Below are 16,790 nucleotides of genomic sequence, written 5' to 3'. Positions count from 1 at the left end.
GGACAAACTAATCGAAGGAGAACAGATGCCCCTCGTCCGCATTGACGTCAACGAAGGCCGCACGCCGGAGCAGCTCGGCGACCTCAGCAGGCGAATCCACGATGCCATCCTCGCCGAGTACGGCATTCCCGAGCGCGACTACTTCCACATCATTACCGGGCATCCCGCGGGCCAGATCGTTGCGCAGGACGCCGGGCTCGGCTTCGAGCGAAGTTCCGGCGTGGTCATGATCCAGATCTTCACCCAGGGTGGTCGAAGTCGCGAAGCCAAGCAGTCCCTGTTCGCCGCCATTGCCGCGCAACTCAGTGAGATCGGCGTCGCCGGCGAGGATGTCTTCCTGGGGTACGTCGAAAACACCGCCGATGACTGGTCCTTCGGCTTCGGCCGGGCCCAGTATGTCACCGGCGAACTTGCCGTTCCTGCCCGGTAACTCAGCGTTTTGGAGCGGATTCAAACCCATGTCACCGCGTAATTTCGGCCATTACGTTTCGTTGTAAATATGTCAGTACAAACCTTTGACAGGACATGAATTCTGGTGCAAAGTAGTGGTTGTGGCCCCGCTCACTGCGGGCCGGCAAAAGCAACGGAGCTCTCACCGTCCCGCAAGAAGAGTTCACTACAGAAAGGTCCGCGATCACCGTGACCCACGAACTGCTCACCATCGGGCGCATCAGCGTTGATATCTACCCGAACGACATCGGTGTGGGACTGGAGGACGTGCAGTCCTTCGGCAAGTATCTTGGCGGCTCGCCCTCCAATGTGGCTGTTGCCGCAGCCCGCCACGGCCGCCGTTCCGGCGTGATTACGCGTACGGGCGATGACCCTTTCGGCGTCTACCTGCACCGCGAGTTGCGCAAGTTCAAGGTCGACGACGGATTCGTCACCCCGGTGCCGGGGCTGCAGACCCCGGCCACGTTCTGCGCGATCCAGCCCCCGCACGACTTCCCGCTCTACTTTTACGGCCGTTTCCCGACGGCGCCGGACCTCCAGATCAAGGCCGAGGAACTGGATCTCGACGCGATCAAGGACGCCGGGATCTTCTGGTCCACCGTGACCGGGCTTTGCCAGGAGCCCAGCCGCTCAGCCCACCTCGCAGCCCACGAGGCACGTCCGCGCACGGGACTCAAGGAGGGCCAGTACACCATCCTGGACCTCGATTACCGCCCCATGTTCTGGGCTTCCGAGGACGAGGCCCGCGCTGAAGTTGCCAAGATCCTGCCGCACGTCACGGTCGCCATCGGCAATGACAAGGAATGTGCCGTCGCCGTGGGTGAGGGAACCCCGGACGAGCAGGCGGACCGCCTCCTGGCCGCCGGCGTCGAAATCGCCGTCGTCAAGCTCGGCCCCGAAGGCGTCATGGCCAAGACCCGCACCGAACGCGTCGTTTCCGCGCCGGTTCCGGTGGAGACCGTCAACGGCCTGGGCGCGGGCGATTCCTTCGGAGGCGCCTTCTGCCACGGATTGTTGTCCGGCTGGCCTTTGGCCCAGGTCCTGGACTACGCGAACGCCGCCGGCGCGATCGTCGCCTCCCGCCTCTCGTGCGCAGATGCCATGCCGACGCCGGACGAGGTCACCTCGCTGCTCGCTGAACGCGGTCGCCTGACACCCGCCGGCACCGCCGCAGCCGTTTCCGAAGGAGCAACACGTTGAGCTTCAATGACGACCCCCGCCGGTACGAGCACCTCAGTGCCATCAGGCTTGAAGATCCCGACGCCGTTGCCCGCGCCGCCGCAGCCCGTCGCCGCCACCCGGGACTCAAGTACGGGACCCAGAACTTCATCGTCGCGGCCGACCACCCGGCGCGCGGCGCCCTGAGCGTCGGCGCCGACCCGACAGCCATGGCAGACCGCCGGGAACTTTTGGACCGGCTGCAGATCGCCTTGGCGAACCCCGCCGTCGACGGTGTGCTCGCGAGCCCGGACATCATGGATGACCTGCTGCTGCTCGGTGCGTTGGAGGGCAAGCTCGTCTTCGGTTCGATGAACCGCGGCGGCCTCGCCGGGCTGGTCAACGAAATCGATGACCGTTTCACGGGCCACACCGCGGCGGCCCTGGACGTCCTCGGCGCCGACGGCGGCAAAATGCTCACCCGGATCTGCCTCGGGGACCCGGACACGGCGTCGATCCTGGAGGCCACCGCCAAGGCAGTGGACTCCCTCGCGGCGCGCAAGCTGATTGCGATGGTGGAGCCGTTCCTGTCCGTCCGCGAGGGGAACGGCAAGGTCCGCAACGACCTTTCCCCGGACGCCGTGATCAAGTCGGTCGCGATTGCCGAGGGCCTCGGTTCCACGAGCGCCTACACCTGGATGAAGCTGCCGGTCGTGGCTGAGATGGAACGCGTCATGGCGGCCACCACGCTGCCCACTGTCCTGTTGGGCGGGGATCCGGATGCGGGCCAGGACGAGGTCTTTGCCAGCTGGCAGGCAGCGCTTGCCCTGCCCGGAGTCCAGGGATTGACTGTGGGGCGCACCCTTTTGTATCCGGCCGACGGCGACGTGGCCGGGGCCGTTGCCACCGCCGCCTCGCTCTTGAAGACACCAGAGCTGCTGAAGACACCTGCGAAAGTATCGGAGTAAGACTAATGTCAACGCGCAGAATGACGGTCGCCCAGGCGGTTGTCGAGTTCCTGTCCAAGCAGTACACGGTGGACACCGTCGGCGGGAGCGAGTACCGGGAGCGCCTGATCCCGGGCACTTTCGGGATCTTCGGACACGGCAACGTCGCGGGCGTCGGCCAGGCCCTCAAGCAGTATCAGCAGCTTGATCCGGTGATCATGCCGTATTACCAGGGGCGTAACGAGCAAGCCCAGGCGCACCAGGCTGTCGGCTACGCCCGGCACACCCGCCGTCGCCAGACGTTCGCGATCAGCACCTCGATCGGCCCGGGTTCGTCGAACCTTTTAACCGGCGCGGCGCTGGCCACCACCAACCGGCTGCCGGTGCTGCTGCTGCCCAGCGATACGTTCGCCACCCGGGCCGCTGACCCCGTGCTCCAGCAGCTCGAACTGCCCTACGCTTACGACATCACGGTCAACGATGCTTTCCGTCCGCTCTCGAAGTTCTTCGACCGGGTGTCCCGGCCCGAGCAGTTGTTCTCGGCGTTCCACCACGGCCTCCGCGTCCTGACGGACCCGGCCGAGACTGGCGCAGTGACCATTTCGCTGCCGCAGGATGTCCAGGCCGAGGCGCTGGATGTCCCGGAGGAGTTCCTTGCCGAGCGTGAGTGGCGGATCCGCCGCCCCGAGGCGGACGACGACGACATCCGCCGCGCCGCGGAGGCCATCCGCGCCGCGAAGCGTCCGCTCATTATTGCGGGCGGCGGCGTCCTCTACGCCTTCGCCAACGAGGAACTCGCCAGGTTCGCCGAACTGACCGGCATCCCGGTGGGCAACACCCAGGCCGGCGTCGGCGTGCTGCCGTGGGACCACAAGTTCTCGCTCGGAGCCATCGGCTCCACGGGCACGACGGCGGCGAACGCCATCGCTGCCGAGGCTGACCTGATCATCGGCATCGGTACCCGATACGAGGACTTCACAACGGCGTCGCGCACCGCTTTCCAGAACCCCGACGTGAAGTTCGTGAACATCAACGTGGCCGCGATCGACGCGTACAAGCACGGAACCGTGCTGCCGATCGTCGCCGACGCCCGCAAGGCCCTGGTCAAGTTGAACCAGGCGCTCGGCGGATACCGTGTCGGCGGGGACCTCGAGCAGAAGATCGCGGCCGAGAAGAAGCGCTGGAATGCGATCGTGGACGAAGCGTTCGACACCCGCCACACGCCTTTGCCGGCCCAGAACGAGATCATCGGCGCCACCAACCGGGCCATGGACGAGCAGGACGTTGTCATCTGCGCCGCCGGTTCCCTTCCCGGTGACCTGCACAAGATGTGGCGCGTCCGTGACCCCTTCGGCTACCACGTGGAATATGCCTACTCGTGCATGGGCTACGAAATCCCCGGCGGCCTGGGCGTCAAGCGCGCCGCGTTGGCCGAGGCCGCTGCGGGCGGCAAGGACCGCGACGTCGTGGTCATGGTGGGGGACGGCTCCTACCTGATGATGCACACCGAACTGGTCACCGCCGTCGCCGAACGCATCAAGCTGATCGTCGTCCTCATCCAGAACCACGGTTATGCCTCGATCGGTTCGCTCTCCGAGTCCCTGGGCTCGCAGCGCTTCGGCACCCAGTACCGGGTCCTGGACAAGGAACAGCACTCCTTCGACGCCGGCGAGAACCTGCCCATCGACCTGGCCCTCAACGCCGAGTCCCTCGGCGCGAAAGTCATCCGGATCGAACCGGGGGAGAAGGTCATCGCCGAACTCGAACAGGCCATCCGCGACGCGAAGTCGGCGCCGGAAGAGACCGGGCCGATCGTGATCCACGTCGAATCGGACCCCTTGCTGGACGCGCCGAGCTCCGAATCCTGGTGGGACGTTCCCGTCTCGCAGGTCTCCGAACTCGAATCCACCCAACAGGCCTACCGGACCTACACAGACCACAAGAACAGCCAGCGCAAGCTGCTCGGCTAGACCCCTTCAAGCTCTTTTCAAGCCACAGACAAGGAAGTCCGCACATGTCGACGACGACCACCCTGACCACCATCAAGCATTTCATCAACGGTGTTGAAACCGCCGGCACCGGCGACCGCAGCCAGCCGGTCTACAACCCGGCCACCGGTGCCGTGACCGCGGAGCTGCGGCTCGCGAACCGGGCCGATCTGGACGCCACGGTGGCCGCCGCGAAGGCCGCGAGCGAAAAGTGGGGCGATTTCTCCCTGGCCAAGCGCACCGCGGTGCTGTTCGCGTTCCGTGAGCTGGTCGCTTCGCATGTGGATGAACTCGCTGCCCTGATCACTGCCGAACACGGCAAGGTCATTTCCGACGCGAAGGGCGAGATCGGCCGCGGACTGGAAGTCATCGAGTTCGCCTGCGGCATCCCGACCCTGCTCAAGGGCGACTACTCGGACCAGGTCTCCACCGGCATCGACGTGTTCTCCTTCCGGGAGCCGCTCGGCGTCGTCGCCGGCATCACTCCGTTCAACTTCCCCGTGATGGTGCCTTTGTGGATGGCACCGATGGCGATCGCGACGGGCAACGCGTTCATCCTCAAGCCCTCCGAACGGGACCCTTCCGCCTCGATGCTCCTCGCGAAGCTGTGGAAGCAGGCAGGGCTGCCCGACGGCGTGTTCCAGGTCCTGCACGGCGACAAGGAAACGGTCGACGGCCTCCTGACGCACCCGGACGTGGACGGCATCTCCTTCGTCGGCTCCACCCCGATCGCCCAGTACGTCCACGAAACCGCCACCAAGCACGGCAAGCGGGTCCAGGCCCTGGGCGGGGCGAAGAACCACGCGATCATCATGCCCGACGCCGACCTGGACAACGCCGCCGACCACCTGGCCGCAGCCGCGTTCGGTTCCGCCGGGGAACGCTGCATGGCCATCTCGGTCGCGGTCGCCGTCGGCGATGCCGCGGAGCTGCTGGTCAAGAAGGTCGAGGAACGCGCCCTCGCGGTGAAGGTCAAGAACGGCACCGAGCCCGACGCCGAAATGGGCCCGGTCATCACCCCGGCCTCCAAGGAACGCATCGTCCGGATCGTCACCGAAGCCGAAGCCGCCGGGGCGGCCATGGTCGTGGACGGCCGCGACCTCGTGGTCCCCGGCCACGAAGAAGGCTTCTGGGTCGGCCCCACCGTGATCGACCACGTCACGGCCGGAATGAGCGCCTACACCGAGGAAATCTTCGGACCCGTCCTCGTCGTCGTCCGCGTCGAGGACCTGGACGAAGGCATCAAGCTCATCAATTCCAACCCCTACGGGAACGGCACCGCGATCTTCACCTCCTCGGGCGCGAACGCCCGCAAGTTCCAGCGCTCCGTCACCGTGGGCATGGTGGGCATCAACGTGCCCCTGCCGGTACCGGTGGCCTACCACTCCTTCGGCGGCTGGAAAGCCTCGCTCTTCGGCGACAAGCACATCTACGGCCCCGAGGGCGTCTCCTTCTACACCCGCGGCAAAGTCGTCACCTCCCGCTGGCCCGAACCCACCCACGCCTCCGGCGCCTCCTACAACTTCCCCTCCAACTAATCCCCACCGCCACCCAACTAGCTCGCAGTAGTTGTCGTTTTGGGCCCTCATAACGACAACAAATGCGAGTCAGTTGGGCCGGCCCCCGGTGGGGAGCAGTCAACGTTAAGGATTGAGCAATGACAGAGAACAAACTCATCATCGGCACGGCCCCGGACTCCTGGGGTGTCTGGTTCGCTGATGACCCCAAGCAGACCCCGTGGGAGCGTTTCCTGGATGAGGTAGCCGAGTCCGGCTACAAATGGATTGAACTAGGCCCCTACGGCTACTTGCCGAACGACCCCACCCGCCTCGCCGAGGAACTCAAGCAGCGCGACCTGAAGGTCACCGCGGGGACGGTCTTCACGGCCTTCCACCGTGGTGCCGCACAGTATGAGGAAGCCTGGGAACCGGCACGCAAGGTCGCCGAACTGACCGCCGCCATGGGCGGCGAACACATCGTGGTCATTCCCGCGATGTGGCGCGACGACGTCACCGGCGAGGCCGTGGAGAGCGGGGAACTGTCGCAGGAACAGTGGAATGATCTGTTCGCCGGCCACAACCGCATGGGCAAGGTGCTGCTGGAAGACTTCGGCCTCAAGCAGCAATTCCACTCCCACGCAGATTCCCACGTCGGTGCCCAAGCGGATATCGAGCACCTGCTCGCCGAGACCGATCCCCAGTATCTGAACCTGTGCCTGGACACCGGGCACGCGGAATACTGCGGAGCCTCCAGCCTGGAACTCATCAAGAATTACCCGGACCGGATCGGCTACCTGCACCTGAAGCAGATCAACCCGGACATCCTGCGAAAGGTCAACGAGGAAAACATGACCTGGGCGGCAGCCAACCTGGCCGGAGTCATGACCGAACCGCCGAACGGGCTGCCGGATCTTCGCGCCGTCATCGAAGCGGTTGAAGGACTTAACCGCCCGATCTTTGGCATTGTGGAACAGGACATGTATCCCGTGGCCTTCGACGTCCCGATGCCCATCGCCAAGCGCACCCGGAACTACCTGCTCTCGTGCGGCTCCCGCACGACTGTCAACTAACGCTGCCTTTCAGGCGCCAACACCTAAGGACAGAAACAATGACTGACATTCTCCGCGTTGCCGTCATCGGCGCAGGCCGCATGGGCGCCGACCACATCAAGCGGCTTAGCACCCGCATCCACGGCGCCGAAGTGGCCGCCGTCGTCGACGTCGACCTCGCCCGTGCGCACGCCGCCATCGCAGGGATCGACGGCGCCGTCGCCCTCGCCAGCGCCGACGAGGCCCTCAACAACGGCGACGTCAACGCAGTGCTGATCGCCACACCAGGTTTCCTGCACGAGGAAATCCTGTACAAGGCACTGGAGAAGGACTTCCCCATCCTCTGCGAGAAGCCGCTCACCCCGGACGCTGAGAGCGCCTGGAAGGTTGTCCAGGCCGAAACGGCGCTCGGCCACAAGCGCATCCAGGTGGGCTTCATGCGCCGCTTCGACGCCGAATACGCCGCCCTGGGTTCCGTGATCCGCGATCGTGAACTCGGCGAGCTGCTCATGCTGCACCACCAGCACCGCAACCCGGACACCCCCGCGGGCTTCACCAACGAGATGCTCATCAATGATTCCGTGGTCCACGAGTTCGACGCCATCCGCTTCTTCACCGGCGAGGAAATCACCTCCGTGCAGGTCCGCCTGGGCAAGGCCACGCGCAACGCCCCGAACGGGCAGCACGACCCCCAGCACGTCCTGATCGAGACCGAGTCCGGCGTGCTGGCCGACGTCGAGATCTACGTGAACGCGAAGTTCGGCTACGAAGTCGCCACCCAGGCGTCCTTCGAGGACGGCATCGTGAGCATCGGTGGCGACGGCGGTCCTTACGTCCGCAGCGCCGGCCGCTGGGGCGGCAAGGTCACGCCCGGTTTCGAAGAGCGCTTCGGCGCCGCATACGACGTCGAGGTCCAGGCCTGGGTTGACGCCGGCCGCCGCGGCGAAATCGGCGGCCCCACCGCCTGGGACGGCTACGCCACCGCTGCTTGCTGCGAAGCCGGCGTCGAGGCCCAGAAGTCGGGCGAAAAGGTGGCGGTACAACTCAACACCAAGCCCGAGCTGTACAAGTAGGAATCGCCATGAAGATTGCCCTCGATCCCACCCCGTTCCACCACAGCCACGGCCTCCTGGAGTTTCCGCGGCTTGCTGCCGATCTCGGTTACAAATACCTCCAGCTGACCCCGCATGCGGACTTTATCCCGTTTTTCAACCACCCCAAGGCCGACGACGAATTGGTCGGCCAGCTGAAAAAGGCTTGCAAGGACGCCGACGTAGAGATCGCCTCGGTGCTTCCCGTGCTGCGGTGGTCCGGACCCGACGAAGATGCCCGCGAGGCAGCGGTCCGCTATTGGAAGCGTGCCATCCAGATCACGGTAGATCTCGGCGTGCAGACGATGAACACCGAATTCAGCGGCCGGCCGGAAAAGGCAGAGGAGTCCGAAAGGGCTTTCTACCGCTCGATGGAAGAGCTGCTTCCGATCATCGAGCGCGAAAGCCTGGACATTCTCATCGACCCGCACCCGGACGACTTCGTCGAGGACGGACTCGCCGCGCTGCGGGTCATCCGGGGCGTCAACTCGCCCAACATCGGCATGGTCTACGTTGCCTCCCACACGTTCCACATGGGCAACAAGCCGCTCGACATCATGCGGGCCGCGGGGGACAAGCTGCGTTTGGTCCACGTGTCCGACACCATGGACCACCATGCCTCGCACGGACTGCGCTACATTACCAACCCGCCCGGAAACGCCGTGCGCGTGCATCAACACCTCAAGATCGGCGACGGCGACGTCAACTGGGATGAGTTCTTCGGCGGACTTAAGGAAATCGGCTTCCTGGACAAGGACAACACCGTCATGGTGTCCAGCGTCTTCGCCGAGGACGACAACGCCAACGAGGTGTCCCGCTACCAGCTGGAAACGATGGGCAAGTACATCGCCAAGGTCCAGTAGGGCGGACAACAAAGGGAGGCGGCGATTCTCGCCGCCTCCCTTTGTTGTCCCGGCTACCCAAGCAGGGATGCCAGGCAGGTGCTGTAGCCGGCCATCACTTCCTCGAAGCTAAGCAGGCGCGGCCTGCCGTGAATGTCGCTTGTCTTGGGAAATGCGGGGAGTCCTTCCGGGGAGCACAAGAGCGGTTCGCAGGCGCGTCCGGCGGTTTCCAGGGTGGCGATGCCCCAAGGGTGAACGGCCGGGGTGACAGTGATGTCAATGGCGTTCAGGGGATCGATGAGGAGGTTGCGGATGACCATCCGCCAAGCGGCAACGAAGGATTCGCGGAGCATCTCGGCCTTGTCGTTGTCATTGGGATCGTAGCTCCGAAGAAAATCTTCGGAGAGCGCGTCCCATTCCTCGGCGGACCGCACGAGCAGGTGGGCGGCCCGGATGTGGGCGCTGGCTTCGTTCAGTGAAGGCATTAGTCTTCTTTCAAAGTTGGCGTCTGTAGGGGCGCCTGCGTCTGGACCGGTTGCGGTTTCTTGCCGGGGTTGCGGGCGGTGCGTGCGCTGGCGGCGCGGGCGACGTGGCTTCGGGCGTGCTCCACGGCGGGGGTTAGTTCGGTGAAGAGGTGTTTGTGGTGGCGAAGGGAGTCCAGGACTCCCACTTGGGTGACGAGTCGAAGGTGGCGTTCCTGGATCCCTTTGATCAGCACGGTGATTCCACGGCGTTCCAGGGCCTGGACGATGTCGGTGATTGTTCTGGCCCCGGTAGCGTCCAGGATCTGCAGTTGTGACATGCGGATGATCACGACGTCGACATTCCGGATGGCGCTGACCCGCTCCAGGACGCGCTCGGCGGCGGCGAAGAACAGCGCCCCGTCGAGGCGGAACACGGCGATGTGCTCGTCCCCTTCGAGGACCGGGCCCGGGATTTCCTCACGGTGCACCCCGCTGGACCGGACCAAGGCACGCAAGGCGAAGAAGGCGGCAACTGCGATCCCGATTTCCACGGCCTCGATCAGGTCGAAGGACACGGTGATCAGTGCGGTGATGAAGAACACGACTGTGTCGGCGCGGGTTGATCCGATGACGCTGCGTAACGTCTTGAGGGAGACCATACGTGTCGCGGTGACCATGAGCACCCCGGCAAGCGCGGCTAGGGGGATGCGGGAAACCGGGCCGGTGGCCAGGTACACGACGGCCAGCAGGACGAGCGCGTGGGTGATGGCGGCGAGGCGTGTCCGGCCGCCCGAGCGTATGTTCACCGCGGTGCGGGCGATGGCACCTGTGGCCGGCATGCCGCCGAAGAATCCGGACGCGACCGAGGCCAGGCCCTGGCCCAGGAGTTCACGGTCCGCGTCGTACGGGCCGGTATCGGAGATCGACGCCCCGACCCGTGCCGAGAGCAGCGACTCGATCGCGGCCAGGGCCGCGATCGTGCCCGCGGAGGCGGCCAGCGCGGTGATCGTCGCCAGGTCCAGGGATGGCATCATCGGGGCTGGAAGGGAACCGGGCAGGGCGCCGACCCGGGTCACGGGCAGACCGAGGAACTGCGCGGCCACAGTGGCGATGATGATCGCGATGAGGGAGCCCGGGATCCGGGGGTGGATCCGCGGTGAGGCAACCATGATCACCGCCACCAGGGCTACGACGGCAACCGGGGCAAGAACCGAGGCTGGGGATACGGTGCTGATGGCCTGGATGGCCGAGATGGCGGCGTTGCTGCTGGGCCCGGGCTTGGCGCCGAATGCGGCAGGGACCTGCTGCAGGAAGATGATTACCGCGATTCCGACGGTGAAGCCCTCGATCACGGGCCAGGGCAGGAGCGTCACGACCCGCCCGAGCTTGAGTAGCCCGGCGGCCACCACTATCACCCCGGCAAGGACCGAGACCGCGGCCAGTGCCCCGAGCCCATGGGCGGCGATGACCGGGCCCAGAACCACGACCATGGCTCCGGTGGGTCCGGAAACCTGGATATTGGAACCACCGAAGACGGCCGCGATAACTCCGGCGATCACGGCGGTGATCAGTCCGCTGGCCGCACCCGCGCCGGAGCTGACACCAAACGCGAGAGCCAGCGGCAGCGCGACAATGCCGACCGTGACCCCGGCAACCAGGTCTCCTTTCCAGGTACGCGGCAACAACGTGTAGTCCTGCCGTCCGGGCAGCAAGGCCCGGACAGCGAGCAGGGCCTTCACCGGGTGCTGGCCGCTGCGGCTGACGCGGGTGCAGTCGCTTCTGAGGTCTCAAGCTGCGCCCGGGTGGTGTGCAGCATGTCGTTGAGCAGCAGTCTGGCGACGGTGAGGAGCTCCGCGACCTGTGGGTACGCCAGGGTGTAGAACATCTGCAGCGCCCGTCGCTCTCCCTTGACCAGCTGATATCGGCGCAGCACCGACAGATGCTGGGACAGGTGCGATGCCTCCAGGCCCGTTGCGGCCAGAAGCTCTGTCACGGATACTTCGGGCGCCGCCGACAGCAGCTCCAGTACCCGGATCCTGACCGGGTGGGCCAGCCCCTTGAACAGATTGGCCTTCACCTCGTACAGCGGTGCCCGGAAATCCGCGAACTCTTCCATGTCTGCCTCCCGGCCCGCCAACACGGGCCTTGCTTGACTATTTTATGGATTCATCATTCAGTGTACCAAAACGGGAAGAGAGAGCACTGCGGGCCAACGCAAGGAGGGCCTCATCCGATTTTCGGATGAGGCCCTCCCCTGTGGTTCGGGTGAAGTGGCTAGGCCGTCACGTTCAGCGATTCGGAGAGCGCTGCGTCGGCGTCACGAAGGACCTTGGCGGCGACCTCGAGTCCTTCGATCCGGCCGAGCGAGGTGTCTTCGTGCTCGATGTTGACGAGCATGTTCGGGTCCACCTCATGCAGGGCGCGCAGGAACTCGGTCCAGTAGGCAGTGTCGTGCCCACGCCCGAGCGCCACGAAGTCCCACGCGGAGTTCTTAGGCCACTCATTGGCCCATTCGTCGCCGCCGAGTTTCGTGCGGTTCTCTTCGGGGGAGAGCCGGCGGAAGCTGTTGTCGAGAACCCCGTAGAGGGCGGCATTCGCGGTGTTGACGCGGACGTCTTTCGCGGCTGCCTGGAAGACCAAAGGCCCGAGTTCCCGGACCACGGCTACCGGATCCATTTGCTGCCAGAACAGGTGCGAAGCATCGAGTTCGACGCCCACGTGGGTGGCTCCGGTGAGCTCGATGAGCTTGTGGACATCGGCGGTGTTGAACACGATGTTCTGCGGGTGGAGTTCGAGGGCCACCTTGACGCCGTGGTCTGCTGCCAGGCGGTCGGTCTCGCGCCAGAACTTCGCCGCGATATCCCACTGGTAATCCAGCACGTCCAAGGCTGCCGAGTTCCAGGCGTTGACGACCCAGTTCACTGTGGTGGCTCCAGGTTCGCCCCCGGGAAGGCCGGACATGGTCACCACCCGGTTCTGGCCGAGGCGCTCCGCGAGCCGGATGGAGCGGCGGACGTCCTCGGCATGCTTCCCGCCGATCTCGCGCTTGGGGTGCAGGGGATTGCCGTTGCAGTTCAGTCCTGCGATCGCGACGCCGGTTCCCTCGAAGATCGCGAGGTAGTCGTCGCGAGCGGCATCCGAGACCAGGATGTCGTCGAAGGTGGGGACGTGGACGGCGGGGAGGAACCCGCCCGTGTTGACTTCGATGCCCGTCAGGCCCAAATCAGCGATGACTTTCAAGGCTTCGGGAAGTGGGCGGTCGTGCAGGATCGCGTTGTAGACGCCGAGTTTCATAGCGTGATGGTCTTTCCATTGTTGAGTGCGGACTCGGTGACGGCGCCGAGCAGTTCCATGTTGCGGACGCCGTCGTCGAACGTGGCGCAGCGGGGGAGGGAATCGGCCTCGGGAAGGCCGGCGACCTCTTCGAGGAACGCCCGGGCCTGGTAGCCGAAGGCGTCGTTCTGGCCGAAACCGACTTCGGGGGCGTCCATGGCGAGGCCGCCGGCGATGTACGGGTGGCCCGGTCCGAGGATGACCTGGCGGTAGCCGTTCTCGTTGCCCGAGCCATCGTTGAGGAAGAGCTGGATTTCGGAGGGGCGGCGCTGGTCGAACTTTGCCGCACCGTTCTCGCAGAACACTTCGAAGTTGAGGCTGTTGGCGTGGCCGGCGGCAACGCGGGAGACTTCGAAGCTGCCTGCGCCATTCTCGAATGCTGCGTTGAAGGCAGCGTAGTCGTCGTTCTCCACGGCTTCAAAGGTGTCGCTCACGGCGGCGTGGTCGTGGCCCATGACGGCGCCCAGGGGCACGGGGCGCTTGTCGATGACGGTGCTCAGACGACCGCCGCTGATGGACGTGATGTCGCCGCACAGGAACTCGGAGATGTACGTGAGGTGGCTTCCGACGTCGGCCAACGCGCCGGAGCCGGGGCCGCCTTTGTAGCGCCAACTCATGGGAGCGGAGGGGCTGAAGCCGTAGTCCGTCCAGTAGCGGCCGCTGAAGTGCAGCACCTTGCCGAGGACACCGGGGCGGATCAAGTCGCGGATGTAGGCGATGCCCGGTGTGCGGCGGAACGTGAAACCGATGCGCGCGATGCTGGAAGCGTTGCGGGCTGCTTCCGCCATGGCGCGGGCATCCTCGAGCGAGTCGCTCAGCGGCTTCTCGCAGAGGACGTGCTTGCCGGCGGCCAGCAGTCCTTCGACCACCTCGCGGTGGAGGGAATTCGCAATGACGACACTGACGACGTCAATATCGTCCGCTTCCGCGATCGCCTGCCATGAGGTGTCATTGCGTTCGTAGCCGAATCGCCGGGCAGCGAGGGAGCCGAACTCCGCGTTCACATCGCCGATCGATACGAGGCGCACCGGCGGAAGCACGGGGCTGTAAAGGGCAGACGCCGTGCGGTAGGCCGCCGCGTGTGCCTTGCCGGCCATTCCTGCGCCGATGACGGCGACCCCTAGGCTCTCAGCCATTGATTTCTCCTTCGAAATTCAGCCCGGGTGCCGAACACCCCTTTTGGCATTTTGGAGCGCTACAATTTAGCACTGGACTCACAGCCTAATCATGTGAGTATGTCCTGTCAATGTCTTGCTAATACCCTTGACATCAAAGGAGAAAGGTTTCCGAACCATGAGTGCCAGCAGTCCAAAAACCCGCCGCCCGACCATCTACGACGTTGCCAAGCTAGCCGGCGTCTCGCCGTCGTTGGTGTCCTTGGTCCTCCAAGCGCCGGCGAGGGTCAGCGACAAGCGCCGCGAAGCTGTCCAGGCGGCGATATCGGAGTTGGGCTACCGGCCCAGCCGGGCCGCGACCACACTGGCGAGCAACCGCACCAAGAGCATCGGCCTGGTGATCGACGACTACCGGAACCTCTGGTTCGTGGATCTGCTGAGGGGCCTGGAGTCCGTCCTCTCCGATGTCGGCTACCATGTCATGCTGGCCGACTCCCGGCCGGGCGAGAACCGCATCAAAGAAGCTACGGACGGGCTCCTCGCCATGCACATTGACGCGCTGGTGATCGCGGCGGAACCGAGCGAGCCCATGCTGGCCCGGACGTGGGTACCCACAGTGGTGGCCGGGTGGCGCATGGGGGTGCCGAGCGGCGCCGACCTCATCACCAACGACGACGACGGCGGGGGCGGCCTGGCCGCGAGCCATTTGCTGGAGCTGGGCCACAAGCGTATCGGTCATCTCTCAGGGTCCGACGGCGCGTCAGCCCATCGGCGCGCCGGGTTCCGGCGGCAGGTCCAGGCGGCCGGCGTCGAACTCCTGATCGCCGAATCCCGGGGTACTTCGGAGGAAGATGGCTATGCCGCAGCCTCCTGGCTCTTGGACCACCATCCTGACACCACTGCGATCTTCGCGGCCAACGACACCATGGCCGTGGGGGCCTTTGCCGTCCTCAAGGCCCGGGGCCTTCGCGTGCCCGGAGACATTTCGGTGATCGGCTACGACAATTCCCCGCTGGCCAAGTCGAGGTACCTGGACATCACTTCCGTCGACAACCGTAGCGACCTCGTCGGCATTGGCGCTGCGCACAGGCTGTTGGCCAGGATTGAAAACCCCGCTATCGCGGCGGAGCGCACCTTGATTGATCCCGTCCTGGTGGTGCGCTCGACGACGGCCCGGGCCGCACTCTAATTCGTCATCAAACCAGTCCTTCACGTAAAAACATCCTAATGTCAGGACAAAGTATTGACATATGTGAGGCCAGTCACCATGATCTGTGTAGAGGGCTTTGAGCTCCTGCAGAGTGGCAGGGCCGCAACCCCTATCAAAGGAGATAAATCGTGAAGAAGTTTTCCTGGCGGAAGGCGGCACTTGTGGCGGCCGTCGTTCCGATGATGGCTCTCACTGCTTGTTCCAGCCAAGGCGGAAAGCCGGCTGACAGCGCCAACGCCGCGGGAGGCGGACAAGCCGTTAGCACTCCCCGGATGAAAGTAGCCCTCATCACCCACGCCGCAGCAGGCGACACGTTCTGGGATATCGTGCGCAAGGGCGCCGAGGAAGCGTCCGCGAAGGACAACGTTGACCTCCTCTACACCAGCGACCCCGAAGCTGGCCGCCAGGCCCAGTTGGTGCAGCAGGCCATCGACCAGAAGGTCGACGGCATCGCCGTCACCCTCGCCACTCCCGATGCACTCAAGGACGTCCTCAAGAAGGCCGAGGACGCAGGTATTCCGGTAGTAAGCCTCAACGCAGGCGAGGATGTCTCGGCGCAGCTCGGGGCGTTCACGCACTTCGGCTCGAACGAAAAGCTGGCCGGCGAGGCCGTGGGAACCAAGCTCGCGTCGCAGGGCTTCAAGCACCCGATCTGTGTGATTCAACAGCAGGGCCACGTCGGCCTTGAAGCACGGTGTGCCGGCGTGAAGGCGAAGGTCCCGGGAACCGAGGTCCTGTACGTCAACGGCCAGGACATGACATCTGTCCAGTCCACAGCGACCGCGAAGCTCCAGGCAGCCAAGGACGCTGATGTCATCATCGGCCTGGGCGCCCCGATCACCCTCACGCTCCTCAAGTCGGTGACGGACGCCAGCAGCTCGGCAAAGGTGGCCAGCTTCGACCTGAACGCGGACCTTGCCCAGAAGATCGTGGATGGTTCGGTGCTCTTCACTGTGGACCAGCAGCCGTGGCTCCAGGGCTACATGTCCGTTGACTCCCTGTGGCAGGCCAAGCGCGGAGGCTTCAAGCTCGGTGGCGGACAGCCTGTCCTGACCGGTCCCACCATCGTTGACAAGTCGAACGCTTCCGACGTCCTCAAATTCGCCCAGCAGGGCGTCCGCTAGATCCAGGATTCCGGCCGCGCGGCGGGCGACCGCCGCGCGGCCTGACCAACAAGGAGTTTCTTCCTATGGCAAACACAGCAACCCTGCCGCCGGCACCGGCCTCGGCCCCCGGCGATGAGCGGATCGGAAGGCGTAGCCCGATCCAGAAGTTTTTAGGCAGGCCCGAAGTCGGTGCCCTGGTGGGGGCGGTTGTCCTCTTCATTTTCTTTGCTTCGGTGTCCGGGACGTTTACCCAGCCGAATGCTTTGGCGACGATTCTGTATGGTTCCTCGACGATCGGGATCATGGCGGTGGGGGTGTCGTTGTTGATGATCGGCGGCGAGTTCGACCTTTCCACCGGTGTGGCCGTGATCTCCTCGGCCCTGACCGCCTCCCTTTTTAGCTGGAACTTTTCCCTGAACGCGTGGGTGGGTGTCCTGCTGGCCCTCGTCGTCTCGCTCGGCATCGGTTTCATCAATGGGTGGATCCTGGTCAAGACGAAGCTGCCGTCGTTCATCGTGACGCTGGCGACGTTCCTGAT

The 16,790-nt window shown here is 64.9% G+C and carries 15 protein-coding genes and 1 pseudogene; 11 read left to right on the top strand and 5 right to left on the bottom strand.

The window, feature by feature from the left end; translation table 11 throughout:
* The first annotated feature begins 25 nt into the window (after window positions 1–25).
* The 8 genes from BMF89_RS06385 to BMF89_RS06350 all read left to right on the top strand — a co-directional run bounded on the left by BMF89_RS06385 (window position 26) and on the right by BMF89_RS06350 (window position 9,045).
* On the top strand, window positions 26–430 hold the full coding sequence (locus tag BMF89_RS06385) for a tautomerase family protein (protein ID WP_078106242.1): 405 nt from the start codon (window positions 26–28) through the stop codon (window positions 428–430).
* Window positions 431–639: 209 nt separating this feature from the next.
* Entirely contained in the window at window positions 640–1,650 is a 1,011-nt protein-coding gene (iolC, locus tag BMF89_RS06380; RefSeq protein WP_078106294.1) for a 5-dehydro-2-deoxygluconokinase, read from the top strand.
* A complete protein-coding gene (locus tag BMF89_RS06375) occupies window positions 1,647–2,576 on the top strand; it encodes a deoxyribose-phosphate aldolase (protein ID WP_078106241.1) in 930 nt (309 codons plus the stop codon). The genes iolC and BMF89_RS06375 overlap by 4 nt, the downstream gene beginning before the upstream one ends.
* Window positions 2,577–2,596: 20 nt before the next feature.
* Window positions 2,597–4,525, top strand: a complete 1,929-nt coding sequence (gene iolD / locus BMF89_RS06370) for a 3D-(3,5/4)-trihydroxycyclohexane-1,2-dione acylhydrolase (decyclizing) (RefSeq protein ID WP_078106240.1) — start codon at window positions 2,597–2,599, stop codon at window positions 4,523–4,525.
* A 44-nt stretch (window positions 4,526–4,569) separates the two neighbouring features.
* A complete protein-coding gene (locus BMF89_RS06365) occupies window positions 4,570–6,081 on the top strand; it encodes a CoA-acylating methylmalonate-semialdehyde dehydrogenase (protein ID WP_078106239.1) in 1,512 nt (503 codons plus the stop codon).
* A 119-nt stretch (window positions 6,082–6,200) separates the two neighbouring features.
* Window positions 6,201–7,112, top strand: a complete 912-nt coding sequence (locus BMF89_RS06360; RefSeq protein ID WP_078106238.1) for a sugar phosphate isomerase/epimerase — start codon at window positions 6,201–6,203, stop codon at window positions 7,110–7,112.
* A 38-nt stretch (window positions 7,113–7,150) separates the two neighbouring features.
* Complete coding sequence (locus BMF89_RS06355) at window positions 7,151–8,164, top strand: Gfo/Idh/MocA family oxidoreductase (RefSeq protein ID WP_078106237.1); 1,014 nt, start codon at window positions 7,151–7,153, stop codon at window positions 8,162–8,164.
* 8 nt (window positions 8,165–8,172) lie between these two features.
* Complete coding sequence (locus BMF89_RS06350; RefSeq protein WP_078106236.1) at window positions 8,173–9,045, top strand: sugar phosphate isomerase/epimerase family protein; 873 nt, start codon at window positions 8,173–8,175, stop codon at window positions 9,043–9,045.
* A gap of 53 nt (window positions 9,046–9,098) precedes the next feature.
* Here the strand turns inward: BMF89_RS06350 and BMF89_RS06345 are convergent, their stop codons facing one another.
* From BMF89_RS06345 to BMF89_RS06325, 5 genes are all read right to left on the bottom strand, one after another.
* On the bottom strand, window positions 9,099–9,509 hold the full coding sequence (locus tag BMF89_RS06345; RefSeq protein ID WP_078106235.1) for a hypothetical protein: 411 nt from the start codon (window positions 9,507–9,509) through the stop codon (window positions 9,099–9,101).
* Window positions 9,509–11,227, bottom strand: coding sequence for a SulP family inorganic anion transporter (locus tag BMF89_RS06340; RefSeq protein WP_078106234.1), 1,719 nt, complete (start codon window positions 11,225–11,227; stop codon window positions 9,509–9,511). Before BMF89_RS06340 ends, BMF89_RS06345 begins: the two co-directional genes overlap by 1 nt.
* A complete protein-coding gene (locus BMF89_RS06335; RefSeq protein WP_078106293.1) occupies window positions 11,224–11,604 on the bottom strand; it encodes a metalloregulator ArsR/SmtB family transcription factor in 381 nt (126 codons plus the stop codon). The genes BMF89_RS06340 and BMF89_RS06335 overlap by 4 nt, the downstream gene beginning before the upstream one ends.
* 158 nt (window positions 11,605–11,762) lie before the next feature.
* A complete protein-coding gene (locus BMF89_RS06330; RefSeq protein ID WP_078106233.1) occupies window positions 11,763–12,782 on the bottom strand; it encodes a sugar phosphate isomerase/epimerase in 1,020 nt (339 codons plus the stop codon).
* Window positions 12,779–13,957, bottom strand: a complete 1,179-nt coding sequence (locus BMF89_RS06325; RefSeq protein WP_078106232.1) for a Gfo/Idh/MocA family oxidoreductase — start codon at window positions 13,955–13,957, stop codon at window positions 12,779–12,781. Before BMF89_RS06325 ends, BMF89_RS06330 begins: the two co-directional genes overlap by 4 nt.
* Window positions 13,958–14,114: 157 nt before the next feature.
* Between BMF89_RS06325 and BMF89_RS06320 the strand changes: the two genes are divergently transcribed.
* The 3 genes and pseudogenes from BMF89_RS06320 to BMF89_RS06310 all read left to right on the top strand — a co-directional run.
* Window positions 14,115–15,125: a LacI family DNA-binding transcriptional regulator gene (locus BMF89_RS06320; protein WP_078106231.1), complete on the top strand. Its 1,011-nt coding sequence runs from the start codon at window positions 14,115–14,117 to the stop codon at window positions 15,123–15,125.
* Between the two features lie 149 nt (window positions 15,126–15,274).
* On the top strand, window positions 15,275–16,270 hold the full coding sequence (locus BMF89_RS06315; protein WP_078106230.1) for a substrate-binding domain-containing protein: 996 nt from the start codon (window positions 15,275–15,277) through the stop codon (window positions 16,268–16,270).
* Between the two features lie 65 nt (window positions 16,271–16,335).
* Window positions 16,336–16,790: pseudogene (locus BMF89_RS06310) on the top strand (ABC transporter permease); the annotation flags it as partial.

Origin of the sequence: Arthrobacter sp. SRS-W-1-2016, from assembly GCF_002009585.1 — a bacterium.
GTDB lineage: Bacteria > Actinomycetota > Actinomycetes > Actinomycetales > Micrococcaceae > Arthrobacter > Arthrobacter bambusae_A.
Note: the sequence above shows the minus strand (reverse complement) of the source record. Positions and strands in the feature narration are given on the sequence as shown.

Bases quoted from the DNA above. Each gene is read 5' to 3' on its own strand.
- BMF89_RS06385 (WP_078106242.1), top strand. From the start codon at position 26: ATGCCCCTCGTCCGCATTGACGTCAACGAAGGCCGCACGCCGGAGCAG.
- iolD (WP_078106240.1), top strand. From the start codon at position 2,597: ATGACGGTCGCCCAGGCGGTTGTCGAGTTCCTGTCCAAGCAGTACACG.
- BMF89_RS06365 (WP_078106239.1), top strand. From the start codon at position 4,570: ATGTCGACGACGACCACCCTGACCACCATCAAGCATTTCATCAACGGT.
- BMF89_RS06360 (WP_078106238.1), top strand. From the start codon at position 6,201: ATGACAGAGAACAAACTCATCATCGGCACGGCCCCGGACTCCTGGGGT.
- BMF89_RS06355 (WP_078106237.1), top strand. From the start codon at position 7,151: ATGACTGACATTCTCCGCGTTGCCGTCATCGGCGCAGGCCGCATGGGC.
- BMF89_RS06350 (WP_078106236.1), top strand. From the start codon at position 8,173: ATGAAGATTGCCCTCGATCCCACCCCGTTCCACCACAGCCACGGCCTC.
- BMF89_RS06345 (WP_078106235.1), bottom strand. From the start codon at position 9,509: ATGCCTTCACTGAACGAAGCCAGCGCCCACATCCGGGCCGCCCACCTG.
- BMF89_RS06335 (WP_078106293.1), bottom strand. From the start codon at position 11,604: ATGGAAGAGTTCGCGGATTTCCGGGCACCGCTGTACGAGGTGAAGGCC.
- BMF89_RS06330 (WP_078106233.1), bottom strand. From the start codon at position 12,782: ATGAAACTCGGCGTCTACAACGCGATCCTGCACGACCGCCCACTTCCC.
- BMF89_RS06325 (WP_078106232.1), bottom strand. From the start codon at position 13,957: ATGGCTGAGAGCCTAGGGGTCGCCGTCATCGGCGCAGGAATGGCCGGC.
- BMF89_RS06320 (WP_078106231.1), top strand. From the start codon at position 14,115: ATGAGTGCCAGCAGTCCAAAAACCCGCCGCCCGACCATCTACGACGTT.